Raw genomic sequence first — 15,888 nt, 5'->3', positions numbered from 1 at the left:
CCTCAAAAGAAAATCGAATTTTTTCGGAACAATGGCATAAAAAAATCCGTCGAACATGCGGATTTCGCCCCGCACATTCGACGGCCGGCACAGTGCTGCCCAATGGGTACCGATCGGGATTACAGCTTTTCGATCTCGATGATTTTGCCGTCGATGGTATAGAAAGTAACGGTTTCGCCGTTCTTCAGCCCGCTTGGAAGCAGAGTTTGGGATCCGGAATGAACGTACGCCTTCGCCGCCAGCTTGTAAGCGCTGGTATCGAACATGGTGGTCTTTAAGATATTCAGTTCGCTGGAGGATTCGTTGTAATAGTCCACCATCCGCTGTACGGATTTGGCCGCATAGAGGACGTACACGCCGGAACCATCCTTGGTCATTTCCACCCGGTCCCCTGCATTCAAGGAAGAGAGGGTGCCCCACGAACCGCTGCCATCCCGCATAACCTTGGCATTGGTTCCGATGGTCATGGTGGACTCTGTTCCGCCGTTGACAGAAATCTTGATCTTGCCGTTCACCGGATCAACGGAAGTGATCTTGCCTCGTGTCATCGCCGCCGCTTCGACATGATCCAGCACGATGCCAGAATAGACGAGGTTGTAGAGACCGCCCAGCTCCATGTCGGCTGCGCTAAGCTCCACCTTGTTCGTGCCGAAGATCTTCACGTAGGAAGGGTTGCTCAGGGAGTAATTCATTCCGGCATCGCTCTTCAGGGTCAGAGTCTTGGCCGTATCGTTCCGCTCCGTCAAGCGGTGTAGAATGGACTGCTGCAGCTGTATCCGCGTGATGCTGTCGGAGGTCTGATTGATGGTTACCTTGGCTGAGCTGCCGAGAGGCAGATCATTCAGATAAGGCGTTACCTTGTTGGCCATCTCAATGGTCGTGCCCGACACTGTCTTCAGGGTCAAGACCTGCGCTCCGACCTTCAGGGTAATTTCACTTCGGGTGCTGTCAACCCGGGTGATGACCCCGGTATAGTCGGAAGCCATACGAATCTCGCTGACCTTGGAGCCTGTAGAGGAGGACGTGATGTCCAGTCTGCGACCTTTGGTCAGGACGGTTCCGGCATTGGACAGGGCGATCGTCGTTCCGGACGAGTCGATTCGGGTGGCATCTGTCAGCTCGTAGACCTTAAGCTGACCGTCGGCATTCTTCACAGTGAGCACCTTGGCATCCGTCTCATAGCCGACGATCACGTTGTAATAATCCGTCGCAATCGTCCGGTTGGTGACGCTGATCTTGGTCGCGATCGGATTGTCATCCGCCTTCAGCAGCACCTTGACCATATCGCCTGCGTACAGATCTTTATAGGTGGGATAATCCATACCCGGAATATCGATGATGGCTTGGTTTTCCACCGTGTAGGTCGCATAACGGTTATCAGCCCGCTGGATGATGATGATGGTGTTGTTCTTATCGAATTTATACTCGACCAGTCTTCCGGTGTCGGACGGTTCCACATAGGGGGCGACCATCTCGATATGCGTGACCCGGTCAATCTTAACGGTGTAGCGGACGGTATCGCCCGCACGCAGCGTAGCCAGATCCCCGGCAGCGCCGTTATTGATATAAGTAACCGTCTCGGCCAGAGGGTATTGAACGGCTCCGGTTTCCTTCTCCAGCACGTTCAAGCGTCCTGTCTCCTGATCCACGGACTGGATGACGCCTTCCGCCGTCTTGTTAATCGGAATATGTACGATGATAACCGATGAATACTTCGCTCTTGCGCTGCTGCGCTTAAGTTGGACCTGCACGCCCTCATCCAGATCACTTAGCTTCATTCCCTTGCCTGCGGCGTCCATGATGGACAGCTTGCTGTCCATCTCCACCAGCACGTCCCCGTCTGCGGTCCGAAGCTTGATGGCGACTGCGGATTCCTGGGTGGTGATCTCCTGAACCGTGCCTTCCAGCATGTCCGTCACCTTGGCTCGCTCCTCCAGCACCTCTGCGTACACAACGCTGCTGCCGGACAGAATCAGGTACACCTTATTCTCGGACTTCAGCTCCGTTGCCAGGATCGAGGCGTTCTGGACGCCGAAGTAAGCGGTCGTATTGCTCAAGCTGTACGAGGTGACCTTCCCGTAGTCGTCCACCAGCCGGATCGCGGAATCCGTGATGCTCTCCACGACGCCGGTAACCGTCTTCGAAGGAATATCCGCCGTATACTTGCCCGCCCGGCTCAAGAAAGTGGCCATCTCCGCACGGGTTACGTTGTCCTTCGGCTTGAAGGTACCGTCCTCCATGCCTGTAACGATTTTGAGCGACACCGCTTCATTGATATAGCCCTTGGCCCAAACCGAGATGGAGGCGCTGTCCTTGAACGACGGCTCCTGTCCTCCCAGCTTCCCGGCCTCAACCTGCTTGCCGATGGCACGGATGGCCAGCTTGGCGACCCATTCGCGGGTTGCATTCTTCTTGCCCCAGCCGGTCAAGCCGGACAGCGTCTTCTCTTCCGAGAAGTCGATCAAGCCTTTCTCCAGGGCCATCTGGATGTATCCCTTGGCATAATCGGACACCTCCAGCCCGACATTGGAAGCGGGAAGACTGGAGATCTCTCCTTCCAGTCCCATCATCCGGATTGCCATGGTGACGACCTGCTCCTGGGTGACGGGATCCTGGGGAAGGAATTTCCCCTTCTCATCCCCTTTGATGATGCCGAGCAAGGACAGCTTGGTAATATGCTTCATAGCCCAATGATCGGCCGCGACATCTGGGAAGCGCTGGGATGCGCCCGTGGTGGCGGTCGTCGTGCTGGAAGCAGGCGGCGCGGCAGTCGTCGCCGCGAGTACCGGCTGGCCGAATACGAGTGTGGCGGCCAGCATGGCGGCCGCCGTTTTGGTGTAAGGGTGTCTTGTCATGTGCTAGTGTGATCTCCTCTCTTAATAGGAGCTACCGCTTGAATGGATACAGCAGCTCCATGTGCCCCATGAGGGAATCCGTCTTCTTGCCGTCGACCAGGATCTCGAACGATTGAACCTCGCTGAACTGGAAGAGTGTCTTCTTGAAAGCCTCCAGCAGCATGGCCTCTCCCCCAGACCCCAGGCGGCTCTTGTCCGGAACGGTCAGATCTACCGTCAGAGCGCCTTCCGCCGCCTTCACCGACCGGAAGGTGATATCCGGGCATAAGGACAGCGTATCCGCAGACGGGCTTTTCTTCAGTGCGTTCAAGGCAGCGAGATACTTCTCGTTCTCCTTGGCATACCGGATGGAGGCCGGCTTAGCCACCAATGCGGACATATCGGCGTTGCCGTAATAGCTTTGGATGGAGGCCGTCTTCTCGGCTTCGGCCGAAGGGCTTGGCGGCACCGCCGCAGGTGAGGAGGCGCTGGAAGATGCGGACGGCGTAGCGGACGGCCCCTGCGAGGCGATCTTCCGATCCCCGCAGCCAGCAATCAAAACGGCGGTGACGGCGGTGCACAATAGAACGGTTTTCATCTGACGCAACGTCGATCACTCCTTATGGATTCTGCAAGTATCCCTGGATGGCGGCTGCGATCGATGCGGCCACCTTGGCCTGCTGCTCGGTGCTGAACAGCTTCTCCTCCTCCGATACGTTGGACAAATAGCCGATCTCGCACAGCACGGCGGGCATAACGGTGTACTTCGTGACCCGGAAGCCTTCGGTGCGGACCCTGCGGTCCGTGGAACCCGTGGCCTCCAGGATGCTCTTGTGCAGCTGGGCTGCCAGAGCGGCGCTCTCCGGACGGGTGTAATACGTCTCCACGCCCTTGACGGAATCCGATTCCACCTTGTTCGCGTGGATGGATACGAATACATCCGCCTTCTGGTCGTTGGCGTACGCCACACGCTCGTCCAGCTCCAGGAAAGTATCGTCGCTGCGGGTCAGGCGGACATCGATGGAGGAATCTTTCTTCAGCAGATCGTAAATCTGAAGCACGACGGCCAGATTGAAGTCCTTCTCCTTGCGTCCCTTGGCGGACAGCGCGCCGGAATCCTTGCCTCCGTGACCGGCATCCAGCACGACGATCCGCTTCTTGCCCGACTGCTCGCTTCCGGGAGCTGCGGCTGCGCTTGCGCCAAGTCCCAGGGCCAACTCTCCCGGAATCTTGCTTTCTAGTAAATTATATTCGATTTTCTGCTTCAGGTCGACCACGATACGGACGATGGAAGGATTATCCTGATAGAGCGCATAGCGGATCTTCGTCACCACCGGATGGGTGACGGACATCTCTCCGTTCTGGGTGAACGGCTTACCGTTCACCGTCTTCCCGGGAACGGCATTGGGCAGATCCAGAATGATACGGTCCGGTCCAGCCAAGCTGCTGAGCTTCGGAGCCAATGCTCCGCCGGTGGTCTGAATCCGCAACACGTCCCCATCCAGCGAGATGGAAGTGATGACGGGCGTGCCGCTTCCGGCCGGGTCAGCGGTTCCTGCGGCTGCCGGAGCCGCACTAGGCTCGGCAGAGGAGCTTGGCTTCGGCGCGCTTGAGGCAGCAGGAAGCGGGCCCGGGTCCCCTATAATCGTCCCCGGCTTCGGAGTCGAGACTGCTGGGACAGGAGTGGGCTTCACCACACCGCCGGTTACCGGCACGGAGGCATTGATGAGACCGACGGATTGGGTCAGCTCGTCCCACGAAACCTTCAGCCCCAGCTTCTCGCTGATGAAGCGGACCGGCACCAGGGTGGTGGTATCCTGCCAGAGGATGGGAGACTTCTCCAGCCGCTCTACGGCACCGTTGACCGTTGCTTCGGCTTTGTTGATATGCATGACGATCGCAAGACCGTTCTTCTCCACCGTAATCTTCTTATCGGGCTCGCTCCAGGATACCTTGGCGCCCAGCTCCTCGGATACCAGCCGGACCGGTACCAGGGTGGTGTTGTTCATGATTTGGGGCGGAACGTCAGGCTTCAGCAGCCTTCCGTCCAGATAGAGCTTGATGGCCGAATCCGCATGGACGGCGGCGGTGCCGGCGAACAACAATCCGATGACGGCGGTCAATGCAAGTAGGAGCTTTCTCATGATTCACCTCTGCTTTATATGCTGCGACAGAATGCGCCGGATAACGCCCCGTCTCTCTCATTATAGACGCAAAACGGAAGAATTTGTTGCGGAATTTGGTAGATTCCAGCCATTTTTTCGCAGATTTGCCCCCATGCAAAACAGGCCGCACCGTTGCCATGGGCATCCGGTACGACCTACCAATTAAGAAACGAGGATCCGTCTCTTAACGGATCAATTGCAGGGCCATAAAGAAGGCCGCCCCCCACATGACGAGCGCAGATATTTTGTTCAGCACCGGCAGGAAAGATCCGTTGCGGTCCAGCGCTCCGGCCAGCCTGCCTGCGCCCGCCAGTCCGAAGAACCACAGCCAGGATACCAGCACGCAGCTGGCGCCGAAGGCCGCTTTGTCCCAGCCTCCATACGCCAGGGAGCTTGTGCCGATCACTCCTACCGTATCCATGATTGCATGGGGATTCAGCAGCGAGACGAAGAGCCCGAACGAGATCTGCCGTTTGGCCGGGAAGGCTTCGGCACGCCCTCCCGCCGTGTCGGGCCTGCTTTTCCACGTGACGGTGCCCATGTAGAGAAGGAAGATTACACCGGCCCCCATCAAGACCGTGCCGAAGAGCGGCGAAGCCAAGAGCAGGACCGAGACCCCCGCCACTGCCGCCGTAATCAGCAGCGTATCGCACAGGCAGGCGGTCAGAATGATAGGAAGCGCTTGGTGGTACCGGCGCTGAAGCGCGCCTTGGTTGAAGACGAACACATTCTGGACTCCTAGGGGCAGAATCAAGCCCAGTGCCAGGAAGAAGCCGTGCAGTGCGGCAGCCGCCATATTGTTTCTCCGCTCCTTGTCTCTTTTTGGAAATTGGTACGTATTATACCGGAATTCCTTCGGTTCGCAAGCCTTTTTATGCTATTGTTCTGATTTGTCCACCTTTCCCCGGCTTGGTCCGAATGCAAAAAAACTCCCGCCCATAACGGGCGGGAGTCTCATTCAGGATTACGGGCGTGCGCCAAGACGGGCGACATGAGCGGCCTCGTAGGCAGAGATTTTGTCCTCATGCTGCAGAGTCAGACCGATATCGTCCAGGCCCTGCAGGAGGAACTGGCGGCGGTGCTCATCCAGATCGAAGGCGATGGACAGTCCCTGCTCATCCTTAATCACCTTGTTCTCCAGGTCAACCGTCAGCTTATAGCCCTCGCTGCCGGTGGTGCGCTGGAACAGCTCTTCCACCTGCTCTTCGGTCAGCTTAATCGGCAGGATGCCGTTCTTGAAGCAGTTATTGTAGAAGATGTCCGCATAGGACGGGGCGATAACCACCTTGAATCCGTAGTCCAGAATCGCCCAAGGCGCGTGCTCGCGGGAGGAGCCGCAGCCGAAGTTGGCGCGGGAGATCAGGACGGATGCGCCCTCGTAGCGGGGCTGGTTCAGGGAGAAGTCCTTGATGATTTCTCCGCTCTGGGTGTAGCGCCATTCGAAGAAGAGGAACTGGCCGAAGCCGGTTCGCTCGATCCGCTTCAGGAACTGCTTGGGGATGATGGCGTCGGTATCCACGTTCACGCGGTCCACCGGAGCCACAAGACCGGTATGGGATTTGAAAGCTTCCATGGGTAAAAACTCCTTTCACGCTGGCGAATTCGATTCGGAATGGATGAAGGCCGTGGCCAATAACGTTCGGTTTAGTTGAAGCTCCAGGCACGGACGTCGGTGAACTTGCCCTTGATGGCGGCGGCTGCAGCCATCTCCGGCGACACCAGATGGGTCCGTCCGTCGCGGCCTTGGCGGCCTTCGAAGTTCCGGTTGGAGGTGGACGCACAGCGCTGTCCCGGCTGCAGATAGTCCGGATTCATAGCCAGACACATGGAGCAGCCCGCATCGCGCCACTCAAAGCCCGCCTCGGTGAAGATCTTGTCGAGGCCTTCCTTCTCGGCTTGGAGCTTCACGCGTCCGGAGCCCGGAACGACCATGGCTTGCACGCCGGAAGCGACCTTGTAGCCCTTGGCCACCTTGGCGGCGGCGCGCAGGTCCTCGATCCGGCCGTTGGTGCAGGAGCCGATGAAGACGACGTCCACCGGAATCTCGGACATCGGAGTGCCCGGCTTCAGGCCCATGTACTCGATGGCCTTCTCGGCGGCCTTGCGCTCGTTCTCGGTCTGGAAGCCCTTCGGCTCCGGAACGGTGTCGGAGATGCCGGCGCCCATGCCCGGGCTGGTTCCCCAGGTCACCTGCGGCACCAATGCAGCGGCGTCAAAGTCCACCACGCGGTCGTACTCGGCTCCTTCGTCGGTGACCAGCTTCTTCCACTCGCTGACGGCCTGGTCGAAGGCTTCGCCCTGCGGCACATATGTGCGGCCGCGCAGGTAATTGAAGGTGGTCTCGTCCGGAGCGATCAAACCGGCGCGGGCGCCTGCTTCGATGGACATGTTGCACACGGTCATGCGCTCTTCCATGGACAGGCTGCGGATGGCTTCACCGGTGTACTCGATGACATAGCCGGTGGCGAAGTCGGTGCCGTACTTGGCGATGATGCCCAGAATCAAGTCCTTAGCGGTGACGCCGACAGGCAGCTTGCCGTTGACGCGAACCTCAAGGGTCTTCGGCTTCGCCTGCTGGAGACATTGGGTGGCGAGCACGTGCTCCACCTCGCTGGTGCCGATGCCGAACGCCAGCGCGCCGAAGGCGCCGTGAGTGGAGGTGTGGCTGTCGCCGCACACGATGGTTTTGCCCGGATGGGTCAGGCCCACCTCAGGTCCCATGACGTGAACGACGCCTTGGTCGATGTGGTTCAGGTCGAACAGGGTCACGCCGAAGTCCGCGCAGTTCTTGGACAGGGTCTCGATCTGCTGCTTGGAGATCGGGTCGGTAATGTTGAAGCGGTCCTTCGTCGGAACGTTGTGGTCCATGGTGGCGAAGGTCAGGTCCGGACGGCGAACCTTGCGGCCGGACAGCCGGAGGCCCTCGAAGGCCTGCGGAGAGGTTACCTCGTGAACCAGCTGCAGGTCGATGTAGATGACGCTCGGCTTGCCCGGCTCCTGGTGGATGACGTGATTGTCCCAAATTTTCTCGAACATGGTTTTCTTGCTCATTCTCGATCACCTCTTCAATATCGTGCGTGCGTCTTGCATTTTTTTCTTATGGGTTCATGTTAACATTTCTTTATTCATTGTTCCAAGATATAATATCTATAAAAGTTATAGGTAACGTCTATAGAATGTTGTTTCCATCCGACTATAAAGGGGCCCTGACCGATCATGGAGCTTCGCCAGCTTCAATACGCCTTGCAGATCGCGGCGGAGAAGAATTTCTCCCGCGCCGCCGAGAAGCTTCATATAGCCCAGCCCTCGTTAAGCCAGCAGCTGTCCAAGCTGGAGAAGGAGCTGGGAGTCCTTCTGTTCCAGCGGAATACGAATTCCGTGGAGCTGACCCATGCCGGTGCGGCCTTCATGCAGAAGGCCCGGTCCATCCTGGACATGGTCGGCCAGCTGACCAAGGAGATGGAGGACATCTCCGAGATGAAGAAGGGCAAGCTGATCGTCGGCTCCCTCCCCATCACCGGCTCCCACGTGCTGCCGAGGGTTCTCCCCCTGTTCCACAGCCGCTACCCCGGCATCGAGATCCATCTGATCGAGGACACAACCCAGGTGCTGGAGCATCTAACCGCCGCCGGACAAACGGACATCAGCCTGCTCACCCTTCCGCTCATGGACCCGAATTTGACCTATGACAGCCTGCTGGAGGAGGAGATCGTGCTGGCCGTCCCTCCTCAGCATCCTCTTGCCGAAGCCGCCCATGACGGCAGCGACGGCACTCCAGGTGAAGTGTCCATTGAGGTGCTGCGCGAAGAGCCCTTCATCGTGCTCAAAAGAGGGCAGGGCTTCCGCCAGATCGCCCTGGAGCTGTGCGAGGCCCACGGCTTCGAGCCCCGCATCGTGTTCGAGAGCAGCAATATCGAGACGGTACAGGCGCTGGTCGCGGCGGGCATGGGCATCTCCTTCGTTCCCCATATGATCGCCATGGGGCACGGCAACACCTTCCGCCCTGTCTATCTGCCGCTGAAGGAGCGGCCGTCGCGGATGCTGGTGGCGGCCCACCGGAAGGGCCGATACATGTCCAAGGCCGCCGCGGCCTTTATGGACGTGCTGCGGGAGGCCATGGCTGAAGAGTGACAGTGCCGGTGCATCATACGCCGCCCTTCATCCTCAGCCCCTGCGGGAGATGTGCCGTCTCGCGGTATCACTCCAGCCGGTACAAGCCGGGGCGGCGGTCCTCGAACACCGGGATCCGGCTTCGGACCTCATCTACCAGAGCCGGACGGATCTCCGCCGTGACCACCGCCTCCTCCTCCCCGCCTTCGGCCAGAACCTCTCCCCATGGATCAATGATCATGGAGTGGCCGAAGAACTCGGTGCCGCCGCTTGCGCCCACACGGTTGCAGGCCGCCACGTACAGCTGGTTCTCGATGGCGCGGGCTTGAAGCAGCGTGCGCCAATGATGAAGCCGGGGCTTGGGCCATTCCGCCGGCACGATCAGGAGCTTGGCCCCGGACAGCGCCAAGCTGCGGGCCAGCTCCGGGAACCGGATGTCGTAGCAGATCAGGGCGCCAGCCTTCACACCGCCGTCCAGCTCCGCGAGCCCCGTCCGGTTCCCCGGCACCAAGGCCTTCTCTTCGTCCATCAGGCGGAAGAGGTGGATTTTGGCATAGTCGGCCGTCACCTCGCCCATCCGATTGAAGAAGAGGAGCGTATTCCGCACGCCTTCCTCCGTCTTCTCCGCGATGGACCCCGCTGCGGCCATAATCCCGTGCCGCCTGCAGAAGGCGCCGATCACGGCCTTGGTCCGTTCCCCGTCCGGGTCCGCCAGCCGGCCGATCTCCTCCAGCGCATAACCGGTATTCCACAGCTCCGGGAAGATCACCAGGTCCGGCTTCTCAGGCCCGACCGCCGTCTCCTCCAGCAGCTCCTCCAGCCTGCGGTAATTAGTGTCCGGATCTCCCGCCCGGATGTCCATCTGCAGAAGGGAGAGACGCAGCGTTTCCTTCCGTTCCTCCATCGCAAGCTCCTCCTCTCGTTCTGTCCTGTCATTCGTTGTCCCTTCATCATAAAACAACCGCGCCGGACCGGCAATCCGACTGCTCTGCCAATATCCGGTCTTAAGACCCGATACGTCATGCGATATGAGCGGGACTAGCCGGGCCATAGGACGGATGATCTTTACAAAGCTTCATGGGAGTGGTATCTTTAATATCACAAATCAACGTAATGACGGGAACAGTACGCTGGATTCCCCGCCGTCAGAGAGCAGGCTCCATTGGCTGGAAGAGCTTGCCGGCGCATCCGCGGAACCCGCCCCCGAACGGTCAACGACGAGTTGAACGGCCCCTGCCGTTATCAGGGATCAAGAGGGCATGCTTCATGCGTGCCAATCAAGGTGGTACCGCGGAAGTCAGAGCTTTCGTCCTTATTCGGAGGACGAAGGCTTTTTTTGTTACCCGAGTCTTCCATACGTTCCATGTACCTATGCAGGAGTGTGATCGAAACCATGTCCCGAATCGTCGTCAAAATCGGCAGCAGCTCCCTGACCTCATCCGAAGGAGGCCTGAACCGCGAGAAGGTCCGCTTCTTCGCCGGAGAGCTGACCAAGCTTCAATCGGCCGGCAACCAGGTGCTGCTCGTCACGTCAGGTGCCGTCGCCGCGGGCTTCACCTCTATCGGCTACGCCGCCCGGCCGAAGGCCCTGCATGAGAAGCAGGCCTCCGCCGCTGTCGGGCAAGCCCTGTTGATGCAGGCCTACAACGAAGCCTTCCAGGAGAACGGGATTCCCGCAGCCCAGATCCTCCTGACCCGCTCCGACTTTTCCAACCGCAAGCGGGGGCTCAATGCGGTGAACACCTTGGAAGAGCTGCTCCATCGGGGCGTCATGCCGGTCATCAACGAGAACGACACGGTGTCTGTCGATGAGCTGAAGTTCGGGGACAACGACACGCTGTCCGCCCTGGTGGCCAATCTGGTCAAGGCTCACAAGCTCGCCATCATCACCGACATGGACGGCCTCTATACGGACGACCCGCGCAAGAACGCGGACGCCGTCCGGATCGACCGGGTGGACCATATCGGCGACGAGCTCTTCCAATTCGCCGGCGGCGCGGGGAGCTCCGTCGGCACCGGCGGCATGCGCTCCAAGATCGAAGCCGCCCGGATCGCCACCCGCGGCGGGGTCCCCGTCTTCATCGGCCGGGTCACCGAGCCCGGAGATCTGCAGCTGGCCGTGGATGAGAACGGCAAGGGCACCTACTTCAGCACCAGCCTCCACAATCTGCCGATGAAGAAGCAATGGGTGGGCTTCCACTCCTACTCCCACGGAACAGTCACCGTAGACCAAGGCGCCGAACGGGCGCTGCTGTCCGGCGGCAAGAGCCTGCTTCCGGCAGGTGTTACGGGGCTGAACGGAGATTTCCACCCCGGGGATGTGGTGGAGGTGGCCAATGCAGAAGGCGCCGTCATCGGGCGCGGCATCATCAATTATGCGTCCTGGCAGCTCCAAGCGGTCGCCGGACTGACCACCGAGGAGGTCCAGAAGCGTGTGGAGGTCCACCGGATCGAGGTCATCCACCGGGACGAGTGGGTATCGTTAAAAGATTAAGGAGGCCAAAAAACCATGAGTGAAGTCATCAACAAAGCCATTCTCGCCAAAGAAGCTTCCATCAAGATGGCGAAGCTTACCACACGACAAAAAAATGATGCCTTGAAGGCTATGGCCGATGCCTTGGTGAAGGAGCAGGCCGCCATCATCAAGGCCAACGAGGAAGACCTGGTCCGCGGCCGCCAGAGCGGTATCTCGGAATCTCTCCTGGACCGTCTGACCTTGACGGAAGCCCGGATTGCCGGCATTGCCGAAGGTCTGATGCAGATCGTGGAGCTTCCCGACCCCATCGGCGACGTGCTGGAGGAAGCCGAACGCCCCAACGGGCTTATGATCCGCAAGCTTCGGGTGCCGCTGGGCTTGATCGGCATCATCTACGAAGCACGGCCCAATGTGACGGTGGATGCGGCAGGACTGTGCCTGAAGTCGGGCAACGCCGTGCTTCTCCGGGGCGGCTCCGACGCCCTGTCGTCCAACAAGAAGATCATCGAGGTCCTTCAACAAGCCCTCTCCCAAACCGCCGTCCCACCCGACGCGCTGCAGCTGGTCACCAGCAGTGACCGTTCCTCCGTGGATGAGATGCTCCGTCTGAACGGCCTGCTGGATGTGGTCATCCCGAGAGGCGGCCGGATGCTGATCCAGACGGTCGTCCAGAACGCGACGGTCCCCGTCATCGAGACCGGAGCTGGCGTCTGCCACACCTTCCTGGACGAGACGGCCGACCCGGAGAAGGCGTTGAACATCGCCGTGAACGCCAAGGTCCAGCGGCCCTCCGTCTGCAACTCCATGGAGACGCTGCTCGTCCACGAGGAATTCGCGGAAGCATACCTGCCCGGCATTGCCCAGACCTTCCGCGCCTTGGGCGTAGAGCTCCGAGGCTGCGCCAAGTCCATCCGGATCGCCGGGGAAATGGCGGAAGCCACGGAAGAGGACTACTCCACCGAGTACAACGATTACATTCTGAATGTGAAGGTTGTTGAGGATCTGGACGAGGCGCTGGCCCATATCCGCCGCTTCAGCACCATGCACTCGGAGTGCATCGTCACGGAGAAGAGCGAGCACGCCGCCCGGTTCCTGCAGGAGGTGGATGCGGCAGCCGTCTTCCACAATGCTTCCACCCGTTTTACCGACGGCTTCGAATTCGGATACGGCGCGGAGATCGGCATCAGCACCCAGAAGCTGCATGCCCGGGGTCCTATGGGATTACCCGCCCTAACCTCCACGAAGTTCATGATCTACGGGAACGGTCAAGTACGGGAGTAATCCCGCCATCATAAACAAGAGGAACGAGGGATTCCAGCATGCCGACCAACGGCCCTTCAATCGCATTTATCGGCGCCGGCTCCATGGCCGAAGCCATCATCCGCGGTCTGATCCAACAGAACATTGCCGAGCCCGGCCGCATCTACGCCATGAATCGGAGCAACCGGGAGCAGATGGAGTCGCTGCGCAACCGCTACGGCATACACTGCGCATTCGAGCCGGATGACAAAGAGGCCTTCATCCGCAAGGCCGACATCGTCGTCGTAGCCATGAAGCCGAAGGATGTCCGCCAAGCCTTCTCCGAATTTAGCGGCTTCCTGCGTCCGGATCAGCTTCTGATCTCCGTCGTCGCCGGACTCTCGCTCGATACCATCGCCATGCTCGTTCCCGAAGGAATGCCTGCGGTCCGCACCATGCCCAACACCTCCTCCACCATCGGAATGGGAGCCACCGGACTCTGCTTTACGTCTAACGTATCCCCCGAGCTTCGGAAAACGGCCGTCTCCTTGTTCGGCGCCGTTGGAGAAGTGATCGTGGTGCCGGAGTCCCAGATGAACATGGTCAATGGCCTGTCCGGCAGCGGTCCTGCCTACGTCTATTACTTTATGGAAGCCATGATCGCAGCCGGAGTGGAAGGCGGCATGGACGAAGAGCTGGCCCGTCAGCTGACCGTCCAGACGGTATTGGGAGCGGCCGCCATGGTGAAGACCACCCAGGAGGCACCGTCGGAGCTGCGCCGCAAGGTTACGTCCCCCAATGGGACGACCCAAGCGGCCATCGAGACCTTCGACCGGCTGGGCTTCTCTGACGCCATCGGCGCAGGCGTGAAGCGCTGTGTCGAACGGGCGGCCGAGATCGGAGCCCAGATCAGCAAGGACGTTCAAGGCTGAGAATTCTTCGGCCGGCAATAGTGAAGAAATTGCGAACAGCCGCATGCGGAGACGCCTGCGGTTGTTCTTTTTTTCGACATTATATTACATACTCCCTACAGCAAACTACACTTTATACAGATTCTTATGTTATAATTTACTTCAATCTTCGTATTGGAGCTGAGGATATGACTCACAGGATGTCCCCCGGCGTCAATTTGTCCAAGTGGAACCGGAAGATGCTGAACGCTTACTGGTGGGTATCCCTGCTGGCCTTTATCACAGCCGTAGCCGGCATGCTCTATTGCTTGGCGGTGACCTCTTCTTTCCAGCTGTGGGATTATGTCCGCCACCACGTCTTGCTTCCCACGATTTGTCTTGCGACGGTACTCCTCTTGGCGGAGGCATCCAACCGGAAGAACCTGCGCTTCAATCATTACTTTCTGATCGGGGCGGGTTCGCTCTTGGCCGGCATTATGGTATTTTTCCATGCGGATCTGGATGGAGTCCAGTTTTTCTTTCTGGTTCCAATCATCGTCTCCGTGTTTTACTTCGAACCGGGCAAGCTGCTCTTCTCCTTCGGAATCAATGTGCTGCTGTTCTTCGGCCTGTATCAGCTCCAACCGACCCTCCACATGCAGATGAACGGCCTGGAATTTATGATCACCCTGTTCTTCATGCTGGCCGGATTGATCATCTCCTTCGGCATCATGGGGCGGGGAGCGGAGATGCAGCAGGATTTGATCGAGACTATGCAGGAGCAGCAGGATCTGTTGGTCAAGAGCATTCTCATGGACAAGCTCTCCAAGACAGATGCCCTGACCGAGCTGTATAATCATAAAACCTTCCACGAATACTTGGACAAGCTGATCGACCAATGCGATCAGAACGGCATGAGTCTGCACCTGGCTGTTCTCGATATCGACAACTTCAAGACGGTGAACGATACTTACGGCCATTGGGTCGGAGATCTTATTCTGCGCAGCGTTTCCCAGACGATCCGGACCATCGTCTCGCCAGACGATTTCGCAGCCCGGTATGGGGGCGAGGAATTCGCCATCCTCTTCACCGACAAAACGACCGATGTGGCCTACGCCTATTCCGAAATCATCCGCAACCGGATTGAGTATTCGGTCCATTCCGAGCTCCAAGGCCGCCACGTCACCATCAGTATCGGCTTGAAGGCTTATGTCCCCCATTCCGGCAAGGAGTGGCTCTTTCGGGGAGCGGACGAAGCCCTGTATACAGCCAAGCGGTCCGGCAAAAATCAAACCGTCCTCCACGAGGGACGCCAGCCATAAGACGACAAAAATCCCCTGCCAGTCCGTATGGACGGCAGGGGATTTTTCATGTGCAGGTTAACCCCGGAGCGATCCGCGAAACCGCTGGGTATGCTCCTTCGCCTGCTCCGGTGTGTAAACCTTGTTCCTCTTCCACTCGAGGAGGATCCGGTCGATATACCGGAAGTGGATCTTGCCTGCGAACACGGCTTCCTTCAAGGCCATGAGAATGAGCTCATCCGGATACCGGTCCTGGTCCAGCCAACCGGTGATCGTCTCCATCTCCATTGGGGTTAAGGGCCGAGCGAATTCCTTCTCGAAGAGGCTGTAGAGATTAGGCTCTACGCCGGCTTTGGCAGGCTCACGGCTCGCGGTACCCTGGAGCTTGCTCTCCATCGCCCATACGGCCCCCAGCTTCTGCCACAGCCCGTCCAGATTGTATCTCTCATAGCGGATTCCCGTCATGGGATCTTCATCCTCGTCAATGGCCAGGAAGCCTTCCTTCATGAGCTTGCGGAGTGTATCGGCCACCTTCTCTCCGGAGAGACTCATGCGGCTCCGCAGATCGTCCATGGTCGGGAATTCCTTCATCTCCCGGTCGCGGAAGCCGATCAGCTGAATAAGCAGCATGGCTTCCTCTTCGCTGAGATCCAGCTTCGCATAAGTGGTCAGAAGGAGCATCGGCACCGACACGGCGCCCGCACGCAATCCGGCCATCAGGCCTTCCTCCGGCGTCTTCGCTTGCCCCGATCGTCCGTACATCGGGTTCCCTCCTTATCTTGTCCATCCGCCTTCTGTCATGCAAGAAGAGCCCCGGTTCACAGGGCTCTTCCAAGTGGTCGTATGATTACTATAGGGGAAAAGCGCAACGCC

Annotated in this window: 13 protein-coding genes and 1 other annotated feature; of the genes, 5 read left to right on the top strand and 8 right to left on the bottom strand. The window is 58.9% G+C overall.

Annotation, left to right across the window (positions count from 1 at the left end):
* Positions 1–119: 119 nt before the first annotated feature.
* The 6 genes from ACSEXW_RS08330 to leuC all read right to left on the bottom strand — a co-directional run bounded on the left by ACSEXW_RS08330 (position 120) and on the right by leuC (position 8,050).
* A complete protein-coding gene (locus ACSEXW_RS08330) occupies positions 120–2,855 on the bottom strand; it encodes an S-layer homology domain-containing protein (RefSeq protein ID WP_438445666.1) in 2,736 nt (911 codons plus the stop codon).
* 31 nt (positions 2,856–2,886) lie between these two features.
* Entirely contained in the window at positions 2,887–3,432 is a 546-nt protein-coding gene (locus ACSEXW_RS08325; RefSeq protein ID WP_438445865.1) for a GerMN domain-containing protein, read from the bottom strand.
* A 22-nt stretch (positions 3,433–3,454) separates the two neighbouring features.
* Positions 3,455–4,978, bottom strand: coding sequence for an N-acetylmuramoyl-L-alanine amidase family protein (locus ACSEXW_RS08320; protein WP_438445665.1), 1,524 nt, complete (start codon positions 4,976–4,978; stop codon positions 3,455–3,457).
* Between the two features lie 205 nt (positions 4,979–5,183).
* Positions 5,184–5,795 (bottom strand): LysE/ArgO family amino acid transporter, encoded by a 612-nt coding sequence (locus ACSEXW_RS08315; protein ID WP_438445664.1) that lies wholly within the window; start codon positions 5,793–5,795, stop codon positions 5,184–5,186.
* Positions 5,796–5,963: 168 nt separating this feature from the next.
* Entirely contained in the window at positions 5,964–6,572 is a 609-nt protein-coding gene (gene leuD, locus ACSEXW_RS08310) for a 3-isopropylmalate dehydratase small subunit (RefSeq protein WP_438445663.1), read from the bottom strand.
* A 71-nt stretch (positions 6,573–6,643) separates the two neighbouring features.
* The gene (gene leuC / locus ACSEXW_RS08305) at positions 6,644–8,050 is read right to left on the bottom strand and encodes a 3-isopropylmalate dehydratase large subunit (RefSeq protein WP_438445662.1); all 1,407 of its coding nucleotides are present in this window, start codon (positions 8,048–8,050) and stop codon (positions 6,644–6,646) included.
* A 165-nt stretch (positions 8,051–8,215) separates the two neighbouring features.
* Here leuC and ACSEXW_RS08300 point away from each other — a divergent pair, with 165 nt between their 5' ends.
* Positions 8,216–9,130 (top strand): LysR family transcriptional regulator, encoded by a 915-nt coding sequence (locus tag ACSEXW_RS08300; protein ID WP_438445661.1) that lies wholly within the window; start codon positions 8,216–8,218, stop codon positions 9,128–9,130.
* A 67-nt stretch (positions 9,131–9,197) separates the two neighbouring features.
* Here the strand turns inward: ACSEXW_RS08300 and ACSEXW_RS08295 are convergent, their stop codons facing one another.
* A complete protein-coding gene (locus ACSEXW_RS08295) occupies positions 9,198–10,013 on the bottom strand; it encodes a carbon-nitrogen family hydrolase (RefSeq protein ID WP_438445660.1) in 816 nt (271 codons plus the stop codon).
* Positions 10,014–10,213: 200 nt separating this feature from the next.
* Positions 10,214–10,426: a binding site (T-box leader), on the top strand.
* Positions 10,427–10,502: 76 nt separating this feature from the next.
* Here ACSEXW_RS08295 and proB point away from each other — a divergent pair.
* From proB to ACSEXW_RS08275, 4 genes are all read left to right on the top strand, one after another.
* A complete protein-coding gene (proB, locus tag ACSEXW_RS08290; protein WP_438445659.1) occupies positions 10,503–11,603 on the top strand; it encodes a glutamate 5-kinase in 1,101 nt (366 codons plus the stop codon).
* Between the two features lie 15 nt (positions 11,604–11,618).
* Positions 11,619–12,866: a glutamate-5-semialdehyde dehydrogenase gene (locus ACSEXW_RS08285; protein ID WP_438445658.1), complete on the top strand. Its 1,248-nt coding sequence runs from the start codon at positions 11,619–11,621 to the stop codon at positions 12,864–12,866.
* Between the two features lie 38 nt (positions 12,867–12,904).
* On the top strand, positions 12,905–13,756 hold the full coding sequence (gene proC, locus ACSEXW_RS08280) for a pyrroline-5-carboxylate reductase (RefSeq protein ID WP_438445657.1): 852 nt from the start codon (positions 12,905–12,907) through the stop codon (positions 13,754–13,756).
* Between the two features lie 167 nt (positions 13,757–13,923).
* Positions 13,924–15,036, top strand: a complete 1,113-nt coding sequence (locus ACSEXW_RS08275; RefSeq protein WP_438445656.1) for a GGDEF domain-containing protein — start codon at positions 13,924–13,926, stop codon at positions 15,034–15,036.
* A 57-nt stretch (positions 15,037–15,093) separates the two neighbouring features.
* Here ACSEXW_RS08275 and ACSEXW_RS08270 read toward each other — a convergent pair whose 3' ends face one another.
* Positions 15,094–15,777, bottom strand: a complete 684-nt coding sequence (locus tag ACSEXW_RS08270) for a DnaD domain-containing protein (protein WP_438445655.1) — start codon at positions 15,775–15,777, stop codon at positions 15,094–15,096.
* Between the last annotated feature and the right edge of the window lie 111 nt (positions 15,778–15,888).

It is taken from the genome of Oryzibacillus soli (assembly GCF_051594765.1).
GTDB lineage: Bacteria > Bacillota > Bacilli > Paenibacillales > NBRC-103111 > Paenibacillus_AR.
The sequence above is the reverse complement of the archived record's forward strand: the minus strand, read 5'-3'. Positions and strand labels throughout refer to the sequence as shown.

Coding starts and splice junctions, on each gene's coding strand:
- proB (WP_438445659.1), top strand. CDS start 10,503: ATGTCCCGAATCGTCGTCAAAATCGGCAGCAGCTCCCTGACCTCATCC.
- ACSEXW_RS08320 (WP_438445665.1), bottom strand. CDS start 4,978: ATGAGAAAGCTCCTACTTGCATTGACCGCCGTCATCGGATTGTTGTTC.
- ACSEXW_RS08330 (WP_438445666.1), bottom strand. CDS start 2,855: ATGACAAGACACCCTTACACCAAAACGGCGGCCGCCATGCTGGCCGCC.
- ACSEXW_RS08285 (WP_438445658.1), top strand. CDS start 11,619: ATGAGTGAAGTCATCAACAAAGCCATTCTCGCCAAAGAAGCTTCCATC.
- ACSEXW_RS08275 (WP_438445656.1), top strand. CDS start 13,924: ATGACTCACAGGATGTCCCCCGGCGTCAATTTGTCCAAGTGGAACCGG.
- leuD (WP_438445663.1), bottom strand. CDS start 6,572: ATGGAAGCTTTCAAATCCCATACCGGTCTTGTGGCTCCGGTGGACCGC.
- proC (WP_438445657.1), top strand. CDS start 12,905: ATGCCGACCAACGGCCCTTCAATCGCATTTATCGGCGCCGGCTCCATG.
- ACSEXW_RS08325 (WP_438445865.1), bottom strand. CDS start 3,432: ATGAAAACCGTTCTATTGTGCACCGCCGTCACCGCCGTTTTGATTGCT.
- ACSEXW_RS08295 (WP_438445660.1), bottom strand. CDS start 10,013: ATGGAGGAACGGAAGGAAACGCTGCGTCTCTCCCTTCTGCAGATGGAC.
- ACSEXW_RS08270 (WP_438445655.1), bottom strand. CDS start 15,777: ATGTACGGACGATCGGGGCAAGCGAAGACGCCGGAGGAAGGCCTGATG.
- ACSEXW_RS08300 (WP_438445661.1), top strand. CDS start 8,216: ATGGAGCTTCGCCAGCTTCAATACGCCTTGCAGATCGCGGCGGAGAAG.
- ACSEXW_RS08315 (WP_438445664.1), bottom strand. CDS start 5,795: ATGGCGGCTGCCGCACTGCACGGCTTCTTCCTGGCACTGGGCTTGATT.
- leuC (WP_438445662.1), bottom strand. CDS start 8,050: ATGAGCAAGAAAACCATGTTCGAGAAAATTTGGGACAATCACGTCATC.